Source organism: Bacillus pumilus, from assembly GCF_900186955.1.
Classification (GTDB): Bacteria; Bacillota; Bacilli; order Bacillales; family Bacillaceae; genus Bacillus; species Bacillus pumilus.
The window spans coordinates 1142171-1158975 of record NZ_LT906438.1 but is presented as its reverse complement, the minus strand read 5'-3'; the positions used below and the strand labels follow the sequence as shown (position 1 = coordinate 1158975).

General features: G+C 40.8%; 16 protein-coding genes and 1 other annotated feature. Of the genes, 1 reads left to right on the top strand and 15 read right to left on the bottom strand.

Features of this window, described 5'->3' with window-relative positions:
* From spxA to CKW02_RS05700, 8 genes are all read right to left on the bottom strand, one after another.
* Positions 1-396, bottom strand: coding sequence for a transcriptional regulator SpxA (gene spxA, locus CKW02_RS05735; protein ID WP_003211421.1), 396 nt, complete (start codon positions 394-396; stop codon positions 1-3).
* Between the two features lie 193 nt (positions 397-589).
* Positions 590-1168: a GNAT family N-acetyltransferase gene (locus tag CKW02_RS05730; protein ID WP_003211910.1), complete on the bottom strand. Its 579-nt coding sequence runs from the start codon at positions 1166-1168 to the stop codon at positions 590-592.
* A 136-nt stretch (positions 1169-1304) separates the two neighbouring features.
* The gene (locus tag CKW02_RS05725) at positions 1305-1592 is read right to left on the bottom strand and encodes a hypothetical protein (RefSeq protein ID WP_003211706.1); all 288 of its coding nucleotides are present in this window, start codon (positions 1590-1592) and stop codon (positions 1305-1307) included.
* A 106-nt stretch (positions 1593-1698) separates the two neighbouring features.
* Complete coding sequence (locus tag CKW02_RS05720) at positions 1699-2619, bottom strand: ABC transporter ATP-binding protein (RefSeq protein WP_003211358.1); 921 nt, start codon at positions 2617-2619, stop codon at positions 1699-1701.
* 1 nt (position 2620) lies between these two features.
* Positions 2621-3700: an ABC transporter ATP-binding protein gene (locus CKW02_RS05715; RefSeq protein WP_003211577.1), complete on the bottom strand. Its 1080-nt coding sequence runs from the start codon at positions 3698-3700 to the stop codon at positions 2621-2623.
* A 12-nt stretch (positions 3701-3712) separates the two neighbouring features.
* A complete protein-coding gene (locus tag CKW02_RS05710; protein WP_003211545.1) occupies positions 3713-4630 on the bottom strand; it encodes an ABC transporter permease in 918 nt (305 codons plus the stop codon).
* A 3-nt stretch (positions 4631-4633) separates the two neighbouring features.
* Positions 4634-5578: an ABC transporter permease gene (locus CKW02_RS05705; protein WP_044139932.1), complete on the bottom strand. Its 945-nt coding sequence runs from the start codon at positions 5576-5578 to the stop codon at positions 4634-4636.
* Between the two features lie 116 nt (positions 5579-5694).
* Positions 5695-7332 (bottom strand): peptide ABC transporter substrate-binding protein, encoded by a 1638-nt coding sequence (locus CKW02_RS05700; protein WP_003211080.1) that lies wholly within the window; start codon positions 7330-7332, stop codon positions 5695-5697.
* 481 nt (positions 7333-7813) lie between these two features.
* Positions 7814-8032, top strand: a binding site (T-box leader).
* A 53-nt stretch (positions 8033-8085) separates the two neighbouring features.
* On the opposite strand from CKW02_RS05700, the gene trpS reads away from it, so the two are divergent.
* On the top strand, positions 8086-9081 hold the full coding sequence (gene trpS / locus CKW02_RS05695; RefSeq protein ID WP_003212181.1) for a tryptophan--tRNA ligase: 996 nt from the start codon (positions 8086-8088) through the stop codon (positions 9079-9081).
* 34 nt (positions 9082-9115) lie between these two features.
* Here the strand turns inward: trpS and CKW02_RS05690 are convergent, their stop codons facing one another.
* The 7 genes from CKW02_RS05690 to CKW02_RS05660 all read right to left on the bottom strand — a co-directional run bounded on the left by CKW02_RS05690 (position 9116) and on the right by CKW02_RS05660 (position 16742).
* Complete coding sequence (locus tag CKW02_RS05690; RefSeq protein WP_003212191.1) at positions 9116-9868, bottom strand: YjbA family protein; 753 nt, start codon at positions 9866-9868, stop codon at positions 9116-9118.
* A gap of 174 nt (positions 9869-10042) precedes the next feature.
* Positions 10043-10942 carry an oligopeptide ABC transporter permease gene (gene opp4C, locus CKW02_RS05685; RefSeq protein WP_003212337.1) on the bottom strand — a complete coding sequence of 300 codons (900 nt, stop codon included), beginning with the start codon at positions 10940-10942 and terminating at the stop codon, positions 10043-10045.
* A gap of 33 nt (positions 10943-10975) precedes the next feature.
* Positions 10976-11926 (bottom strand): ABC transporter permease, encoded by a 951-nt coding sequence (locus CKW02_RS05680; protein WP_003212329.1) that lies wholly within the window; start codon positions 11924-11926, stop codon positions 10976-10978.
* Between the two features lie 133 nt (positions 11927-12059).
* Positions 12060-13694, bottom strand: coding sequence for a peptide-binding protein (locus CKW02_RS05675; RefSeq protein WP_003212520.1), 1635 nt, complete (start codon positions 13692-13694; stop codon positions 12060-12062).
* Positions 13695-13777: 83 nt separating this feature from the next.
* On the bottom strand, positions 13778-14800 hold the full coding sequence (locus tag CKW02_RS05670) for an ABC transporter ATP-binding protein (protein ID WP_003211839.1): 1023 nt from the start codon (positions 14798-14800) through the stop codon (positions 13778-13780).
* Positions 14797-15777 (bottom strand): ABC transporter ATP-binding protein, encoded by a 981-nt coding sequence (locus CKW02_RS05665; RefSeq protein ID WP_034620002.1) that lies wholly within the window; start codon positions 15775-15777, stop codon positions 14797-14799. The genes CKW02_RS05670 and CKW02_RS05665 overlap by 4 nt, the downstream gene beginning before the upstream one ends.
* 170 nt (positions 15778-15947) lie before the next feature.
* The gene (locus CKW02_RS05660) at positions 15948-16742 is read right to left on the bottom strand and encodes a DUF2268 domain-containing putative Zn-dependent protease (RefSeq protein WP_003210981.1); all 795 of its coding nucleotides are present in this window, start codon (positions 16740-16742) and stop codon (positions 15948-15950) included.
* Between the last annotated feature and the right edge of the window lie 63 nt (positions 16743-16805).

Here is a 16805-nt window from a genome sequence, read left to right as displayed (position 1 = left end):
TTAGTTAGCAAGTCGCTGAGCTTCTCTTAGTTGGAATGTACGAACCGTTCTTGGAAGGAAACGTCTAATTTCATCTTCATTGTAGCCAACTTGTAGTCTTTTTTCATCCAATATAATTGGTCGTCTTAATAGACCTGGATGCTCATTGATTAGTTTATACAATTGTTGAAGAGGCATTGTCTCAACATTCACATTTAGCTTTTGGAATACTTTTGAACGTGTTGAGATAATTTCATCTGTACCGTCTTCAGTCATTCGAAGAATTTCTTTGATTTCATCGATTGAAAGAGGCTCTGAAAAGATGTTTCTCTCTTGATACGGAATATTGTGCTCTTCTAACCACGCTCTTGCTTTTCTACATGATGTACAGCTTGGTGATGTGTATAATGTTACCATAAATCTTCACTCCTCAATTTGTAGAATGAATATTGATCTGTATTCTTAAATTAAAATTGTTCTAAATAAGTAATCTTTATAGTGATTATACTATAAAAAAGTAAGTGTGAACAGATTTTCTTGCAATTTTTGTGACAAAAACTAGACAATTTCATTCATTTTGTGGTGTTGCTTGATGTCTGAACATTCTCATTTAGTCGAGATGATCGAAAATATTTTTTTGTTTTCTATTTTCAATGACCTTCAATACATCATCAACATCCTCATACGACTGCCCATACCATTCTTCGTCTTTATACGTATGGATTCGTTCATAGGTCTTCCTCATAGCCTCCATCATTTCTTCCTCATTATCTGTAAGAGGCGACCAATAAAGGATTTCCATGCGGTTCACTTCATTTGTTGCAAGTGACCTGCGTTTATAACCGATTGATTCTGCATGCTTGAAGTGCTCTCTTTGGTAAAACTTTAGGCGTTTTGCAGTATCTGCATCATCTTCAACTACAGGCTCAACCTCAAGCAAGATCGGTTTCTTTTTTTTCTTCAGCTTATGAATGAGCTTTGATCCGAGGCCTTCACCTCTTGCATCTCTGGAAACAAATAAATAATCAATAAAGATGAAATTATCAAATTCGGCGTACATCATCACATGATGAGGTCCTTCCTCCTTATGATAAACATCACTTCTTTCCTTTAATAAAGCTTCCATATGCTCTTTTGACTTCATTTCTTCTATCGGGAAGTATTCACTGAGCTTTTCATACCAATTCATGGATCCGCTCCTTATGATATCGTTAAGAACCACTTCCTTAGATATTCCCGATTTCCTGCTATTTAAACGCCTGTACTAGTAAGACGCAGCAAAGTCTCCTCTAGTTTCACTTTTTTTCAAACAACAGAAAAAAGTTTTACATCGAACGATTCATGAGTAATTGAAAACAGACAAACAGGATGAGTGTCATCCCAGTTTGAAACATGATGAAATAAAAATACTTCCTGCGACGTGCTTCCTCTTTCTGATTGCTTAATTTCCGGTGAAGCATATATTCCACGGAAAAAGACGCAATGCCAATGAGCACCATAAATATGAGCATCCACTGTCCTCCATTTGGCTTTCTCAAAAAAGACGTTGAAAAAAGCATGAATACAATGAGAAAGTGAAAGAATGAATAGCGAAATGTCTTCCATATCGACATCTGATTTCCTCCTAGAACCCGCTTATTGTTAACTAGAAATTACCATCATCTCGTTTTTTTGTAAAATAAAAAAAAGAAGCACTGACTTAGCAGTGCTCCTTCCTTCTTATGATTGTTTTGCCTGAAGCTCTTTGAATTCTTCCTCTGTGCAGCTCACAAAGTGACCTGGCTTCACTTCACGGAAATCAGTGTTTGTTCCTTTGTGAACGGAAGGATCATACTTGATTCGCTTGCGGTTACGCTCATAATCTGGATCTGGAAGCGGAATCGCAGATAGTAATGATTTTGTATATGGATGAAGCGGGTTTTCGTATAATTCATTCGCTGGTGCCAGCTCTACCAATTTCCCGAAATACATCACACCAATTCGATCGCTGATGTATTTTACCATGGACAGGTCATGGGCAATGAATAAATACGTTAAGCCTTTTTCTTCTTGCAGTTCTTTCATTAAGTTAACGACCTGCGCTTGAATCGACACATCTAATGCAGAGATTGGTTCATCGGCAATGATAAAATCTGGCTCAACTGCTAATGCACGGGCAATTCCGATACGCTGCCTTTGACCACCAGAGAATTCATGCGGATATCTGTTTGCATGCCCTTTGTTCAATCCAACGGTTTCAAGCAACTGGTACACACGCTCTTTACGCGCTTGCTTTGTTTTCGCAAGGCCATGAATGTCAATGCCTTCTGCAATGATATCAAGGACTGTCATTCTAGGGTTCAGTGAGGCATATGGATCTTGGAAGATCATCTGCATTTGACGGTTGAACTCAAGCATTTTTTGTCTTGATTTCTTCCCGTGTACATTTTCCCCTTTATAAAGAACCTCGCCATCTGTCGCATCATAAAGTCTAATGATAGATCGGCCCGTAGTGGATTTACCACATCCAGACTCACCTACAAGACCTAGTGTTTCACCTTTGTAAATATCAAATGAAACGCCGTCAACTGCTTTCACGGTTCCTCTTGCTGTATGGAAATGCTGCTTTAAATTTTTGATTTCTAACAATTTTTCTGCCATGCTATTCACCCTCTTTTACTAATACAGGTTTTTCGTAGCTACCTTCTAGTTCACGCATTCTCGCCTTTACAGCAGCAGGCGGTTCAACTTTAGGTGCATTTGGATGAAGTAGCCATGATTTCACATAATGCGTATCTGATACTTTGAACATTGGCGGTTCTTGTTCAAAGTCAATTTTCATTGCATAATCGCTTCGGAGTGCAAATGCATCTCCTTTCGGCGGGTTTGTCAGATCTGGCGGTGTTCCTGGGATCGCAGTCAGCTTTCCTTCAGCTCCGCCATCTGTGTCTAGGCTTGGCATTGATGCCAATAGTCCCCATGTATACGGATGTTGTGGATTGTAGAAAATTTCATCAACAGTTCCTGTCTCCACAATTTGACCTGCATACATAACAGCTACACGATCAGCGACGTTGGCGACAACACCTAGATCATGCGTAATAAAGATAATTGACGTTTCAACCTTTTGCTGAATTTCTTTCATTAATTCTAAAATTTGCGCCTGAATTGTTACATCTAGAGCTGTTGTCGGCTCATCGGCAATCAATAGCTTTGGATCTGCTGCGAGTGCCATCGCAATAACAACCCTTTGTCTCATCCCGCCACTAAATTCGTGTGGGTATTGTTTGATTCTTTTTTCAGGCATTGCAATTCCAACAAGCTCCAGTAATTCAATGGCTCTTTTTTCAGCCGCTTCTTTTGAAATTTGTTCGTGCTTGAACAGCACTTCTGTAATTTGTTTCCCGACCTTCATCGTTGGGTTCAAGGAAGTCATCGGATCTTGGAAGATCATTGAGATGTCTTTTCCTCGAATGTTTTGCATTTGTTTTTCAGTTTTCTTGACAATATCTTGCCCATCAAACAGGATCTGTCCGCGCTTGAAATAACCCGGCGGCATCGGAATTAATCTCATGATGGCCTGTGATGTCACACTTTTACCAGAGCCAGATTCACCTACAATAGCAAGTGTCTCGCCTTTATTTAAGTGGAAGTTCACACCACGAATGGCTTGAACCTCTCCACCATATGTTTTAAATGAGATTGCAAGGTCTTTCACCTCTAGAATACGTTCACGTTCCATCCTAATCACTCCTTATTTACGCAACTTCGGATCTAAAGCGTCTCTTAGTCCGTCTCCAACCACGTTAAAACCAAACATTGTAATACAGATAAATGCGGCTGGGAACCATAATCTCCACGGGTAGTACGTCATGGCTGGAATTCCGTCAGACGCCATTGTTCCCCAGCTCGCTAATGGCTGAGGTACACCAAGTCCTAGATAGCTTAAGAATGCCTCTGTGAAAATAGCAGAAGGAATGGTTAATGTCATGGTCACAAGAATTGGTCCCATTGAGTTTGGAATCAAGTGTTTAAATAAAAGTCTAGATGTTTTCGCACCTAATGTTTGTGCGGCAAGAACGTACTCTTGACTCTTCAATTGTAAAACCTGTCCCCGAACGATACGTGCCATGTTTATCCAGCCTACGACTGTCATGGCGAGGATAATCGTTAATAATCCTTTTGGCAGAACAACCATCATTAAGATGACCATTAGTAGTGTTGGAATTGCCCATAAAACGTCAGCAATACGCATCATCACTTCATCTGTACGGCCGCCTTTGAATGCAGCAATACTTCCCCAGATAATCCCGATGATCACGTCAAGTACCGCAGCAGCAAGACCAATGAAGATCGAAATTCTTGCCCCGACCCATGTACGGACAAACATGTCACGTCCTAAATCATCTGTACCAAACCAGTGCTCTTTTGAAGGCGGCTGATCTGCATTAAGCAAATCTGTCGTAGAGTAATCATATTTAGAAAACACCGGAACGAAGATCGCCAGCATCACAACAATAAAAATAATTGTAAGTCCTACCATCGCAAGTTTATTTGCACGGAAGCGAAGCATAGCATCCTTCCATAAAGATAGACTAGGTTTAGAAATTTTTTCGGATTCTGCTGCGTCAGCTGTCGCAGGAACAAATAAATCTTTTCTCATCTCTTCCATGTGTTAGACCCCTTTCTTCGCCTTCGTCAGTTTAATTCTAGGATCGATAATACCGTAAAGGACGTCAACGACTAGAATACTGATTAATAGAATAATACTGTAGAAGACTGTGACACCCATGATGACGGTGTAATCACGGTTTGTAATACTTGTGACAAAGTGAGAGCCTAATCCAGGAATACCGAAAATCTTCTCCACGACAAAACTACCTGTTAAAACTGAAGCAGCCATTGGTCCCATGTAAGTAATGACAGGTAACAATGCGTTTCGAATCGCGTGTTTGATCGTCACAGCTGATTTCGTTAATCCTTTCGCTCTAGCCGTTCTAATGTAGTCACTGTTTAGCACTTCAAGCATACTTGACCGTGCAAGTCTAGCGATAAATGCCATAGGCATGAAGGAAAGTGCAATAGAAGGTAGTACGGTGCTGGCCCAAGACTCCCATCCTGCAACTGGGAAAATCGCTATAACGCTTGCCTCAGATGCAAATACATATTGTAGTAGCGCAGCTAAAATGAAACTTGGAACTGAAATTCCAAAGATCGTTAAAATGGCAATCGTATAGTCTTGCCACTTGTTATGATAGAGCGCTGCAAGGACCCCAAACAATACACCAAATGCTAATGCGAGGAGAATTGCCTCAATTCCGAGGGTAAAGGAAACGGGGAATCCAGAACTGATTAAGTCATTTACAGTTTGTCCTTTATATTTAAATGAGGGACCAAAATCTAATTTTGCAACTGAACCTAAGTAGCTTACATATTGAACAAATAAGGGCTTGTCCAACCCGTAGTGCTCGTTTAGGTTTGCTTCAATTTCAGCAGGAAGTTTCTTCTCACCAGAGAATGGACCACCCGGTGCTGCCTGCATGAGAAAGAAAGTTGCAGTTACAATAACAAACAGTGTGATTAAAATATATATTAATCGCTTACCGATATATTTAAGCAACGGAATTGCACCTCCATGATTTTACAACATTTTCTCTAATCAGCAAGAAAGGTATATGGAGAGACATCCTCCATATACCTTAAGATCCTTGCCGTAGATCTCTTACATTATAACTCTTACTTTTCGAAATGTGCCCATTTGTATTGAACATCACCTAGTCCAGATACGACGACACCTTTAAGTTTTGGATCTTGTACCCAAAGCTGAGTGTAGAAGTAAATTGGTGCTATAGGCATATCGTTGATGATGATTTCTTCTGCTTTTTTCAGCATTTCTTCACGCTTCGTTTTATCTGTTTCTTTCGCAGAATCATTCAACAATTGTTTGTACTCTTTGCTTTCCCATCCAGTGTCGTTGTTTCCACCGTCTTTATCTTTGTAAAGCTCAAGGAAGTTCACTGGATCGTTGAAGTCACCTAACCAGCCCATACGTCCGATTTGGTAATCTCCGCTGTGGATTTTGTCGATGTATACGTTCCACTCAGAGTTATCAAGTTCAACTTTCACACCTAAATCTTTTTTCCACATTTCTTGAATTGCTTGTGCAATCTTTTGGTGGCCTTCATCTGTGTTGTAAGAAAGTTTCAATGCTGGAAGATCAGAAACAGACTTATAACCTAATTCTTTCGCACCTTTTTCAAGAAGTTTTTTAGCAGTATCTACATCGTGATCTTTAAAGTAGCCAGTTTTGTTATCAGTGAATCCTTCCATTGTTGGTGGAACGATTGCCATAGCTGGAACTTGTTCACCTTGCGTAATTTTGTCAACGATCGCTTGACGGTTGATTGAGTATGCAAGGGCCTTACGGATGTTAGCATTGTTTAAAGGTTTTACTTCTGTGTTGAATTTGTAGTTATAAATACCAGCGATCGTTTGGATTTTAAGACCGCCTTCTTTTTTCAATGTTTTTAAAGACTCAGTTGGAAGGCTTCCAGTTGGTGAACCAGCCCAGTCAAGCTCGCCTTTTTTGAACATGCTAAGCTCAGTGTTTGTGTCTTTGATCATAGACATGTTAATCTTTTTCAATTTCACAGTATCTTTATCCCAGTATTCATTGTTCTTTTCAAGCGTGATAGAACCGCCATGTTTCCATTGAGAAAGAACAAATGGCCCGTTAGATACGTAGTTTTCACCAGCATTTGTGAACCAGTTTTTATTCTTTTCAGCCACTTTTTTGTTGACTGGCATATACGTATAGAATGCAGTTAGTTCAGTAAAGAACGGTGTTGGGTTCTCTAGCTCAACTACAAGCGTTTTGTCATCTTTTGCTTTAATACCAACATCAGCAACTTTCGCTTTCCCTTTGTTCGCTGCTTCAGCACCTTTAATATAGTAAAGCTGGTAAGCATATTGAGATTCATTTTTAGGATCTAATGCCCATTTCCAAGCATATTCGAAATCTTTAGCTGTGACAGGGTCACCATTAGACCATTTCGCATCACGAAGTGTGAATGTGTATGTTTTACCATCAGCACTTGTTTTGATATCAGAAGCCATTGCATTTTCTGGCTTACCTTCGGCGTTAATTCTTGTTAATCCCTCAAAAGTCTGACGGATGACACTTCCTGAAGTTGAATCATTTGCCAATCCCGGATGTAGAGAAAAAGGCTCAGTGGAGATATTCACATTTAGTGTTGTTTTAGCCTCTCCAGAACTGCTCGTGCTGTCGCCTGATTTGTTTCCGCTGAAACCACAAGCGCTTAATACAAGTGTGAAAATAAGCATTAAAGTAACTACAGACCAACGCTTTTTCAACTGTATTCCCCCTTATAATATGTTTTAGTTCAAAGGTCTCGATAGAAGATGAGATTCAGATTTAAGAAATAGCGTAAAAAAGTCCCTAAATAGCTTACTTTCTATTTCTTTTGTTTTTTCTGAATTTTCACTATGTAAAGAGCCTAGCACAAACGTGTGAACAAATTAATTATAATGAATAGAATAATTTATCGCAATATCAATTTCATATATTTTTAAAAAACGTAAATGGGGATAAAGAGGGATTTTTATAAACTAAAGTCTCAATCACTTCAACAAATTAAAGCGGAAATTGATTAAAATAATTTAACAAATTCAGCAGGAATAATGTTTTATACATATAATTAATCATCCTTTTTTAAAAAATTCTGACAGATAATTGGTATTTTATCTAAAATTTTAAGTGTCAAACGACATGCTGAGAAGGTCACATGAGGGCTTCGTGACTTTTTTATGGTCATCCTTTATAATAGATAGACATACTGTTGCGATGAAAAAGAAGAGTACATATATTCACCATTTACAGAGAGTCTGCGGCCGGTGCGAGCAGATAATGGCATGTATGGAATGGGCTTTGGAGCAGCTAACCGAACACTTTTGAAAGTAAGTAGGCTTAGACGGAGCAGTCTCCGATATCAACGTCTTGAGTGATTTCCATGTGAAATAACAAGGGTGGTACCACGGTTCATTCGTCCCTTTTCTGTTGAAAAGTGACGGGTGGGCCTTTTTATATTGAAGAAAAGAGGTTTTAGTATGACAAAGAAGACAATTTTTTCAGGCATTCAGCCGAGTGGTTCGGTCACATTGGGGAACTATATTGGAGCGATGAAGCAATTTGTCGATTTGCAGCATGATTATCACGGCTATTTTTGTGTAGTCGACCAGCATGCGATTACGGTGAGTCAGGACAGGCTAGCCCTTCGCCAAAATATTAGAAGCTTAGCAGCTCTTTATTTAGCAGTTGGACTTGATCCAGAAAAGGCGACATTGTTTATCCAATCAGAGGTACCTGCTCACGCCCAGGCAGGATGGATGCTGCAATGTGTTGCTTATATTGGGGAATTAGAAAGAATGACCCAATTTAAGGACAAATCCGCTGGTAAGGAAGCGGTTGTTTCAGGACTATTAACGTATCCCCCATTAATGGCTGGCGATATCTTATTATATGGTACTGATTTAGTCCCTGTCGGAGAAGATCAAAAGCAGCATCTTGAATTGACTAGAACGCTTGCTGAACGTTTTAACCGCAAATACAATGACATCTTCACCGTACCTGAAGTGAAGATTCCAAAAGAAGGCGCTCGGATTATGTCTTTAGCAGATCCGGTGAAAAAGATGAGCAAATCCGATCCGAACCAAAAATCCTTCATTACCTTATTAGATGAACCAAAGCAGCTTGAAAAGAAAATCAAAAGTGCTGTCACTGATTCAGAAGGCATCGTTAAGTACGACAAAGAAAACAAGCCTGGTATCGCCAACTTGCTGACGATTTACTCTGTATTAGGTAACATATCGATTGCAGAGCTTGAGCAAAAGTATGAGGGCAAAGGGTATGGTGAGTTTAAGGGAGATCTTGCGAACGTCGTTGTTGATGCTTTAAAACCAATTCAAGATCGATACTATGAACTCATTGAGTCAGACGAGCTTGACCGCATTCTTGACGAAGGTGCTGAAAAAGCAAACCGCGCAGCAAACAAAATGCTGAAAAAAATGGAGAATGCAATGGGTCTAGGTAGAAAGCGCAAATAAAAAAGCTTGCAGCACATCACGCTGCAAGCTTTTTCTAATTCACCTTTGATTCGTTTTCCATTTCCCAAAGCTTTTCAAAAAACGGCTGTCCCTTAATCATTTTTTCACAAAATGCTAAATGATTCTCTGACCATCCATCAATGGTTTCATTGTAAAGCATGTTCCAAATCTCTTCGAATGACATTCGTTTGATTTGATTGTACATGCGCGGATTCCATTCCGTATACCAATACGCAATCTCCGCCCTGTTTTGAAGACCTTTTAATTGATCAAGCGCCATAAACATTAGCTGCTTCAGCTGTCTTTCTTTTCTCGTTAATCCGCTGATGTGCTGCGGCGGCAAAGACAAAATGTGATACTCCTTCGCCGACTCAAGACTGTCCTGCGAGAATTCATATTCCTCAGCCTTCACATCCTTCACCATTTCATACACCAATTGCTCCTGCCTTGGGATTAAGCGGCTTTTCCTCACAGGAATGGAATACCCAATCGTATCCACAGCAATAATTCGTATGCCGTCTGTCACCACAAAGCAATATTCTAATTTACGCCGTTCATGATTTTTTCGAATATATGATTTCTCAAAAACAGATTCTAGCAGCGTCTTCGGCAGTTCTGAAAGATCATTCTCTATGTAATCATACAAAGGACTCTGCACCTTGAGTAAAGGTACTTGATCTAACAGCTCCACACTGTCCTCCTTGCGCCACTCATGAAAATGACACACATTGTAGCCATTTTCTTCCCCTTCAAACCAATTCACCCATACGTCATGAAGAAATAACATAACCAATCCCTCACTTTATAAAAACTGTTGTCCACAGTATGGGCAAGGGATAGAGAAATTATTCCAACTTTATTAAACTTCAAGCGGAGTGAATGATGGCATGCTTTTCTTTATGACATAAAGAAAAGAAAGGGTGCCGCAGAGTCCCTTTCATCTTGTCATAAAAATGAGGCATTACTTTAACTTTTTAGGATCAAGCGCATCTCTCAGCCCATCTCCTAAGAAATTAAAGCATAAAACGGTCAGCAATATCAGTAAACCTGGGAAGAGCGGATACCACCACGCTTGCACCATAATCGAGAAGTTTTGTGCATCTTGCAGCATGTTGCCCCAGCTCGCTGTTGGCGGCTGTATGCCAAACCCTAGATAGCTCAGCGTTGATTCGGCTAAAATGACGGAACCGACTTTTAATGTAGCTGACACAATAATAGGACCGATACAGTTCGGTAAAATATGCGAAAAGATGATGACATGGTTTTTCGTTCCAATGGTTCTTGCTGCGAGTACGAATTCTCTTGTTCGCAGTGATAAAAATTCACTACGGATCAGTCTCGCGGTTGTGGTCCATCCGGTCAAAGCAAAGATTAAAATCAATTTATCAATGCCCGGTTTGAAAATAGTAACGAGCGTGATCAAGAGAAAAATGTCGGGAATCGACAACACGACATCCACAAATCTCATTAACAAGGAATCAACAAATCCTTTGAAATACCCCGCTACCGCTCCGACCACAGTGCCAATGGTAATCGCACCGACCACCGAAACGAAACCGACTAACAAAGACACCCTCGCGCCATAAAGCACCCTTGAGAAAATATCTCTGCCAAACTTGTCAGTTCCCATCAAATGCTCAACACTTGGCGGCTGGAGCCGTTTTAATAAATCTTGCTGCTCTGGTGCGTAAGGGGCAATCACAGGAGCGAAAATGGCTGAAAAGATAATGACCAATAAGATCACGGAGCCGGCAACCGCCAATTTATTTTTGAAAAATTTCTCGCAAAATAAACGCAGCATCGTCTCTGGCTTTGGCGGAAGACCCTCCTTTAATTTGAGATCAACAGGAGGTGTTCCCATATTAGGCTGTGCCAATTGTGCTTCAGCTCCCTTCTAATATTCAATACGCGGATCAACGATCGCATAGAGAATATCCGCAATTAAATTTCCAACCACCACGAGCACTGCGGAAATAACAGTCATCGCCATAATGACCGGATAATCTCTCGAAAAGGCAGAATCAATGAACAGCTTTCCAAGCCCTGGCCAAGTGAAAATTTGTTCCACCACGACTGCACCACCAATAAAGGATGGTATCATCAATCCAAAAATTGTAATGACAGGCATAAGACCGTTTCTTAACCCGTGCTTGAAAATGACTTTGTTTTCTCGAAAGCCTTTCGCTCTTGCGGTTCGAATGTAATCCTGCCTCATGACATCAAGCATACTCGACCTTGTGTACCGGGTGAGCCCTGCCATATCAGCGGTTGCTAAAACAAAGGCTGGTAAAATGATGTGATGAAGCCGGTCAAATACATTAAAATCGGCGTTTAAGGTAGAGACGCCGCCTGTCGGGAACCATCCTAAATTCACAGATAAAACCATTATTAGAATGAGTCCAAACCAAAAGTTCGGAATAGCCAGTCCGATAAAAGATGTAAATGTAATGCCATAGTCTAGCTTTGTATATGGACGTTTTGCTGAAAGAACACCGAATGGGATGGCGATGATCAGGGCAACTAATGTAGAAAAGATCATGAGGATGAGGGTATTTGGCAGCCGGGCAAAAATCAAATCAGCCACAGGCGTTCCCTTTTTAACAATAGAGGTGCCAAAGTCACCTTGAAGCATATTGCCAAGCCATTTCATATACTGCATATATTCAGGGTCGTTCAAGCCGTACTTATCAATAAAAGCTTCCCGGTCTGCCGCACTAATGGTTGGGTCCATCATAAGTGACATCGGATCGCCTGGTGCTGCTTTCATAATGGCGAAGGACAAAATGGTAATCCCAAATAAGATGGGAATGGAAAGCAGTGTCCTTCTAATGATATATGTAACCATATGCACAACTCCTTTTTCATCGGATCGCCATACTGTGATGAAAAAGGGCTAAAATGGTCTTTATTTTAGCCCTCTGTCTTTTTTGGTGTCTTCACGCTGAAAGGGGAGAACCCTCCCCTTTTTCACTAGCAGCCTACTGTTCAATCCACCATTTCTCGATTTTGTAATACTCATCTTTCGGGTGGTAAGAGTAGCCTTGGAGATTAGATGGCATCGCGCGATGTGAGTTGGCATAATAAAGGAACGTATATGGCTGATCTTCTGCGATCAATTCATAAATTTTTTCATATGCCTTTGAATATTCTTTTCGATCGCTTAAATTCTTGGCATCTACTAACAGCTTATCGACCTCTTTATTTTTATACCAGATGTTATTCAAGCCTTTTTCTGACTGGCTTGAGTGGAAGATGCTGAATTGATCAGGGAATGTGGCAAGGCTCCAGCCGAGCAGCAGCGCATCATAATCCCACTTAGGCGGTGTCGTCTGCTCAATGAGTGCACTGAATTCCACAATTTGCGGCTTCGCTTCCACACCAATTTCTTTGAGCTGCTGCTGGACAACGACAGCAATATCTTCACGGACTTTGTTTCCTTGGTTGGTCTTTATGACAAAGGAGAATTTTTTACCGTCCTTATCAAGATAGCCATCTCCATCTGTATCCTCCCAACCCTCTTCTTTCAGCATCTTTTTCGCTTTTTCTTGATCAAACTCAAATACTGGAACACTTTCATTCTTCGGATAGTTCCATGACAGCGGACTTTCTGGAATGTTGGCTACTTTGCCGTCTCCATCTAACACTTGATCAACAATCGTTTGACGATCAATGGCATGTGTCAGCGCTTGACGGACCTTTTTACTTTTAAACAGATCATTTTTCTGGTTCCAGCCAATGTATGAATAATTGAGCCCTAGATCAGATTCAATTTTAATGTTGTTGACTTTTTCAGCCGTTTGCAGCTCTGCTCCCGGTACAGCAAAGAAATCAATATCACCTGCTGAAAGCTGGGCAATTGCTGCGTTCTGATCAGGAATGGTTTTAATCGTGACGGTATCAAGATATGGACGTCCATCCCAATAATCGTCAAAGGCTTCTAATTTCACGTAGTCGCCTTCTTTCCACTCGGCAAATTTAAATGGACCTGAACCAATTGGTTTTTTTCGGTTAAATTCATTTTCACCGAGATCCTTTACAGGCACATCACCTAAAATATGCTTAGGCAAAATGCCATAGCTTCCTAGTGTGACATTATAGAAATAAGGATCTTTTTTATTTAGCTTGAATTCGATTGAGTAATCTCCTGTCTTTTTAACAGAATCTAATACTTCAAAGCCTGATCCGCGCTCCCCGTTGTAGTCCTTATTGATCGGAATGCTGTATGTAAACACAACATCATCAGCTGTCAATTCTTCTCCATCATGAAACTTTACGCCTTTTTTAATGGTCACATCAAACTGCTTCCCGTCATCAGATTCTTTAATATCTTCTGCGAGTGATAGCTGAGGGTTCAGCTTTCCATCAGTTTGAAGTAAAAAGCTGTAGATTCTTTCTTCAATATCAGAGCTAGCCACATCTGTTGAATACAACGAATTAAATAATGTTGGTTCTGCAATAGAACCGATAACAAGATCTCCGCCCTGTACAGGTTTACCGGTGGATTTCTTTTCACTGTCTCCAGAGGTTTTATTTCCACTAGAGCAAGCCGCAAGCATGAGCGTGAAGATCAGCAGTAAACTAATCAATATGGATTTTCTATTTCTACCTTTCATATACAATTCCCCCTATCCTTTTTTAGAAATGACGACAGATGCCGCTTCATCCCCCCTCTCAAAGATGAAATCATGCAAGCCGATTAAGTGTCGTAGAGGTGACAGGCAACGAAGTGGTTTGGTTTTAATTCTTGAAATGCTGGTATTGTTTCTTTACAGATTTGTTTCGCATGCGGGCATCTTGTGTGAAATACGCACCCTTTTGGCGGATTTGCAGGACTTGGCAGATCGCCTTGAAGCACGATCCGTTCTCTTTTGATCTGACCTTTTTTACGGGTAACAGGGACAGAAGAAAGCAATGCCTGTGTATATGGATGGAGCGGTTCATCGTACAGGCTGTGCTTATCAGCAAGCTCCATCATTTTGCCGAGATACATCACGCCGACTCGATCACTAATGTGCCTGACCACACTTAAGTCGTGAGAGATAAATAGATAGGTCAGGTCAAATTCCTCCTGAAGCTCCTCCATCAGGTTAATCACCTGCGCCTGAATGGATACATCGAGTGCTGAGACCGGCTCATCTGCGATGATCATTTCGGGATTCATGGCAAGCGCACGAGCGATGCCGATTCTCTGCCTCTGCCCGCCAGAAAATTCGTGGGGATAGCGATTTGCAAAGCTTGGATGAAGACCCACCTTTGATAAAAGCTGTTCTACTTTTTCATTTCTTTCTTTTAAGGAATATAAGTGGTGTGTTTTGTAGGGTTCTTTGATGATGCTTCGAAGTGTTTTTCTAGGGTTGAGTGATGCAAAGGGATCTTGAAAAACCATTTGGATGTTTTTTCGTGTTGATTGTCTTAGCTTTAATTCTGATACACGGGAGATATCTTGCCCTTTAAAAAGGATTTGACCGTCAGTTGGTTCATATAAACGAATCATGGTCCGGCCTAATGTTGATTTACCGCATCCTGATTCCCCCACTATCCCTAACGTTTCACCTTTATAAATCTTCAAATCTATGCCGTCAACAGCTTTGACTGCACCGACTTTCTTCTGAAAGACGCCTGCTTTAATCGGAAAATGTTTTTTGATTTGTTTCAGTTCAAGTATGGTTTCTTTCTCTATTAGATCTGTTGCATGTGGTTGATTTTGAGCAAGGGTCATGTTTGGTCTGCCTCCTCATATAAGAAGCATCTGACGCTTCTGCCATTTTCAAAAGTCCTCAGCTTAGGCAGTTCACCTAGGCAGCGCTCCTTCACTTGCGGGCATCTAGGAGCAAAGCGGCAGCCGGCTGGAAGCTGATCTGGTGCAGGGACATTCCCTTTTATTGCTGTTAGCGGCTGTATGTCTCCGTCAATGACAGGAATCGATTCAAGCAGCCCTTCTGTGTAAGGATGCAGCGGCTGATCAAATAATTCTTCGACGGTCCCATTTTCAACAACCTGTCCGCAGTACATGACAATGACTCGATCTGCCACTTCAGACACGACACCTAGATCATGAGTGATGAGGAGAATCGATGTACCAAATGTCGTGCATAAATCTTTCATCAATGTGAGCACCTGGGCTTGAATCGTAACATCTAGGGCAGTTGTCGGTTCATCTGCAATGAGGAGCTTCGGATCACAGCTTAGCGCAATGGCAATCATCACTCTTTGCCGCATGCCGCCTGATAAACGGTGCGGGTAATCTTTGATGATTTGTTCCGGTCTGGAAAAACCAACAAGCTTCAGCAGGTCAATCGCTTTTTTCGTCGCTTCTTTTTTTGAAAGTTTTTTGTGATAGATGAGGATTTCTGTTATTTGTTCCCCGATGGTTAGGACGGGATTAAGTGAGGTCATGGGTTCCTGAAAGATCATCGATACGTCATTACCACGAATGCTGCATAATTCCTTTTCACCATATGTAACGAGATCCTTGCCATCTAGCTTGATGGAACCGTCCATAATTTTTCCACCAGTGCCGTTAATCAAGCCCATAATGGATAAGGACGTAATGCTTTTACCAGATCCAGACTCACCGACTAATGCGACAGTTTCTCCTTTGTTGATACTGAAATCAACGCCATCTACAGCAGGTATCGCTTCTTTTTTTCTAAAAAAATAGGTTTTTAAGTTCTGCACTTCAAGCAGCGTGGTCATGTATTCGCCCCTTTCACCATCAATCAATAGAACAAAATCTAAAAATTTCATCTTTTTCGAATAAAAAGAATTATCAAAATTTATATTTGTATATTACTACATTGTTATGACGAAATCAAGAAGAATTTAGTAAATTTGTAATATGTCTCTTTTTATGTGAATCATTCACTTTATGAGTCTATCGCCTTTAAAAAAGTTTCGGACGGCTCTGCAATCATAGACTCATCGCTGATTCTGTGTTCGCTGAAATACTTTTTCACGATATAAAACCCAGTGGCGTAACCAAGCATTTTGGGGTAGTTCCCTTTTCCATAAAGGAGGTTCTGTATCAGTCTTTCGTCATCCTGCACTTTTTGATCAAGATGACTGGATACCCATTTCTGATACATACGCTGAAGCTGCGTTTCGTCATAGAGAGTGGTCCATTTGGCTGTATAGCTTTCTCCGTATCTATGATACACAGCATATTCAGCAAGCCCTTCCATCATGATTGTATCAAGGAATGTAAAATCTTTTTCTTCTTTCGTGAGAAAATGTAACCTGCATACATGGTGATATTCATGAGTCAGCAATGTACCGATGCGTTCTTTCGGGGTATTTGGCGACAAAAACAAAAAGACCTTGTCGTCAAATGCCATGCCGGATTGATAATAAAATTGCTCTCTAATTTCTCTACTGCTCTCATTGACTGGCAAAATAAAGACTGGAATGTCAGGGCCTTTCCACTGCTTTTGCAGCGCCCGGTATTCTTTCATGACGAGCTGGAAGTACCCTTTTTCTTTGAGCTTTTCGATCATGTCTTTGCATGATCGAAAAGACCGAATCATGCCGTGATGCTGCAGGTGGGAGAGAATAGAGGACCATTCTTTTTCCTCCGCCCCTTTAAAATAAGGAACAAAACGCGACGCAAGCTCCTGAAATGATGAAGATTGATGAATGAGATATTGTGTATTGACTAGACCCATACTGCTAAACACCTCCATTTTCATCATATGCAAAAAAGCGGCGATCTGATTATAGATCGCCGC

Bases quoted from the DNA above. Each gene is read 5' to 3' on its own strand.
- CKW02_RS05730 (WP_003211910.1), bottom strand. From the start codon at position 1,168: ATGAATTGGTATGAAAAGCTCAGTGAATACTTCCCGATAGAAGAAATG.
- CKW02_RS05690 (WP_003212191.1), bottom strand. From the start codon at position 9,868: ATGTTATTTCTTCATGACGTATGGGTGAATTGGTTTGAAGGGGAAGAA.
- CKW02_RS05720 (WP_003211358.1), bottom strand. From the start codon at position 2,619: ATGGCAGAAAAATTGTTAGAAATCAAAAATTTAAAGCAGCATTTCCAT.
- CKW02_RS05665 (WP_034620002.1), bottom strand. From the start codon at position 15,777: ATGACCACGCTGCTTGAAGTGCAGAACTTAAAAACCTATTTTTTTAGA.
- trpS (WP_003212181.1), top strand. From the start codon at position 8,086: ATGACAAAGAAGACAATTTTTTCAGGCATTCAGCCGAGTGGTTCGGTC.
- CKW02_RS05725 (WP_003211706.1), bottom strand. From the start codon at position 1,592: ATGTCGATATGGAAGACATTTCGCTATTCATTCTTTCACTTTCTCATT.
- CKW02_RS05670 (WP_003211839.1), bottom strand. From the start codon at position 14,800: ATGACCCTTGCTCAAAATCAACCACATGCAACAGATCTAATAGAGAAA.
- CKW02_RS05660 (WP_003210981.1), bottom strand. From the start codon at position 16,742: ATGGGTCTAGTCAATACACAATATCTCATTCATCAATCTTCATCATTT.
- CKW02_RS05710 (WP_003211545.1), bottom strand. From the start codon at position 4,630: ATGGAAGAGATGAGAAAAGATTTATTTGTTCCTGCGACAGCTGACGCA.
- CKW02_RS05675 (WP_003212520.1), bottom strand. From the start codon at position 13,694: ATGAAAGGTAGAAATAGAAAATCCATATTGATTAGTTTACTGCTGATC.
- CKW02_RS05680 (WP_003212329.1), bottom strand. From the start codon at position 11,926: ATGGTTACATATATCATTAGAAGGACACTGCTTTCCATTCCCATCTTA.
- opp4C (WP_003212337.1), bottom strand. From the start codon at position 10,942: ATGGGAACACCTCCTGTTGATCTCAAATTAAAGGAGGGTCTTCCGCCA.
- CKW02_RS05715 (WP_003211577.1), bottom strand. From the start codon at position 3,700: ATGGAACGTGAACGTATTCTAGAGGTGAAAGACCTTGCAATCTCATTT.
- spxA (WP_003211421.1), bottom strand. From the start codon at position 396: ATGGTAACATTATACACATCACCAAGCTGTACATCATGTAGAAAAGCA.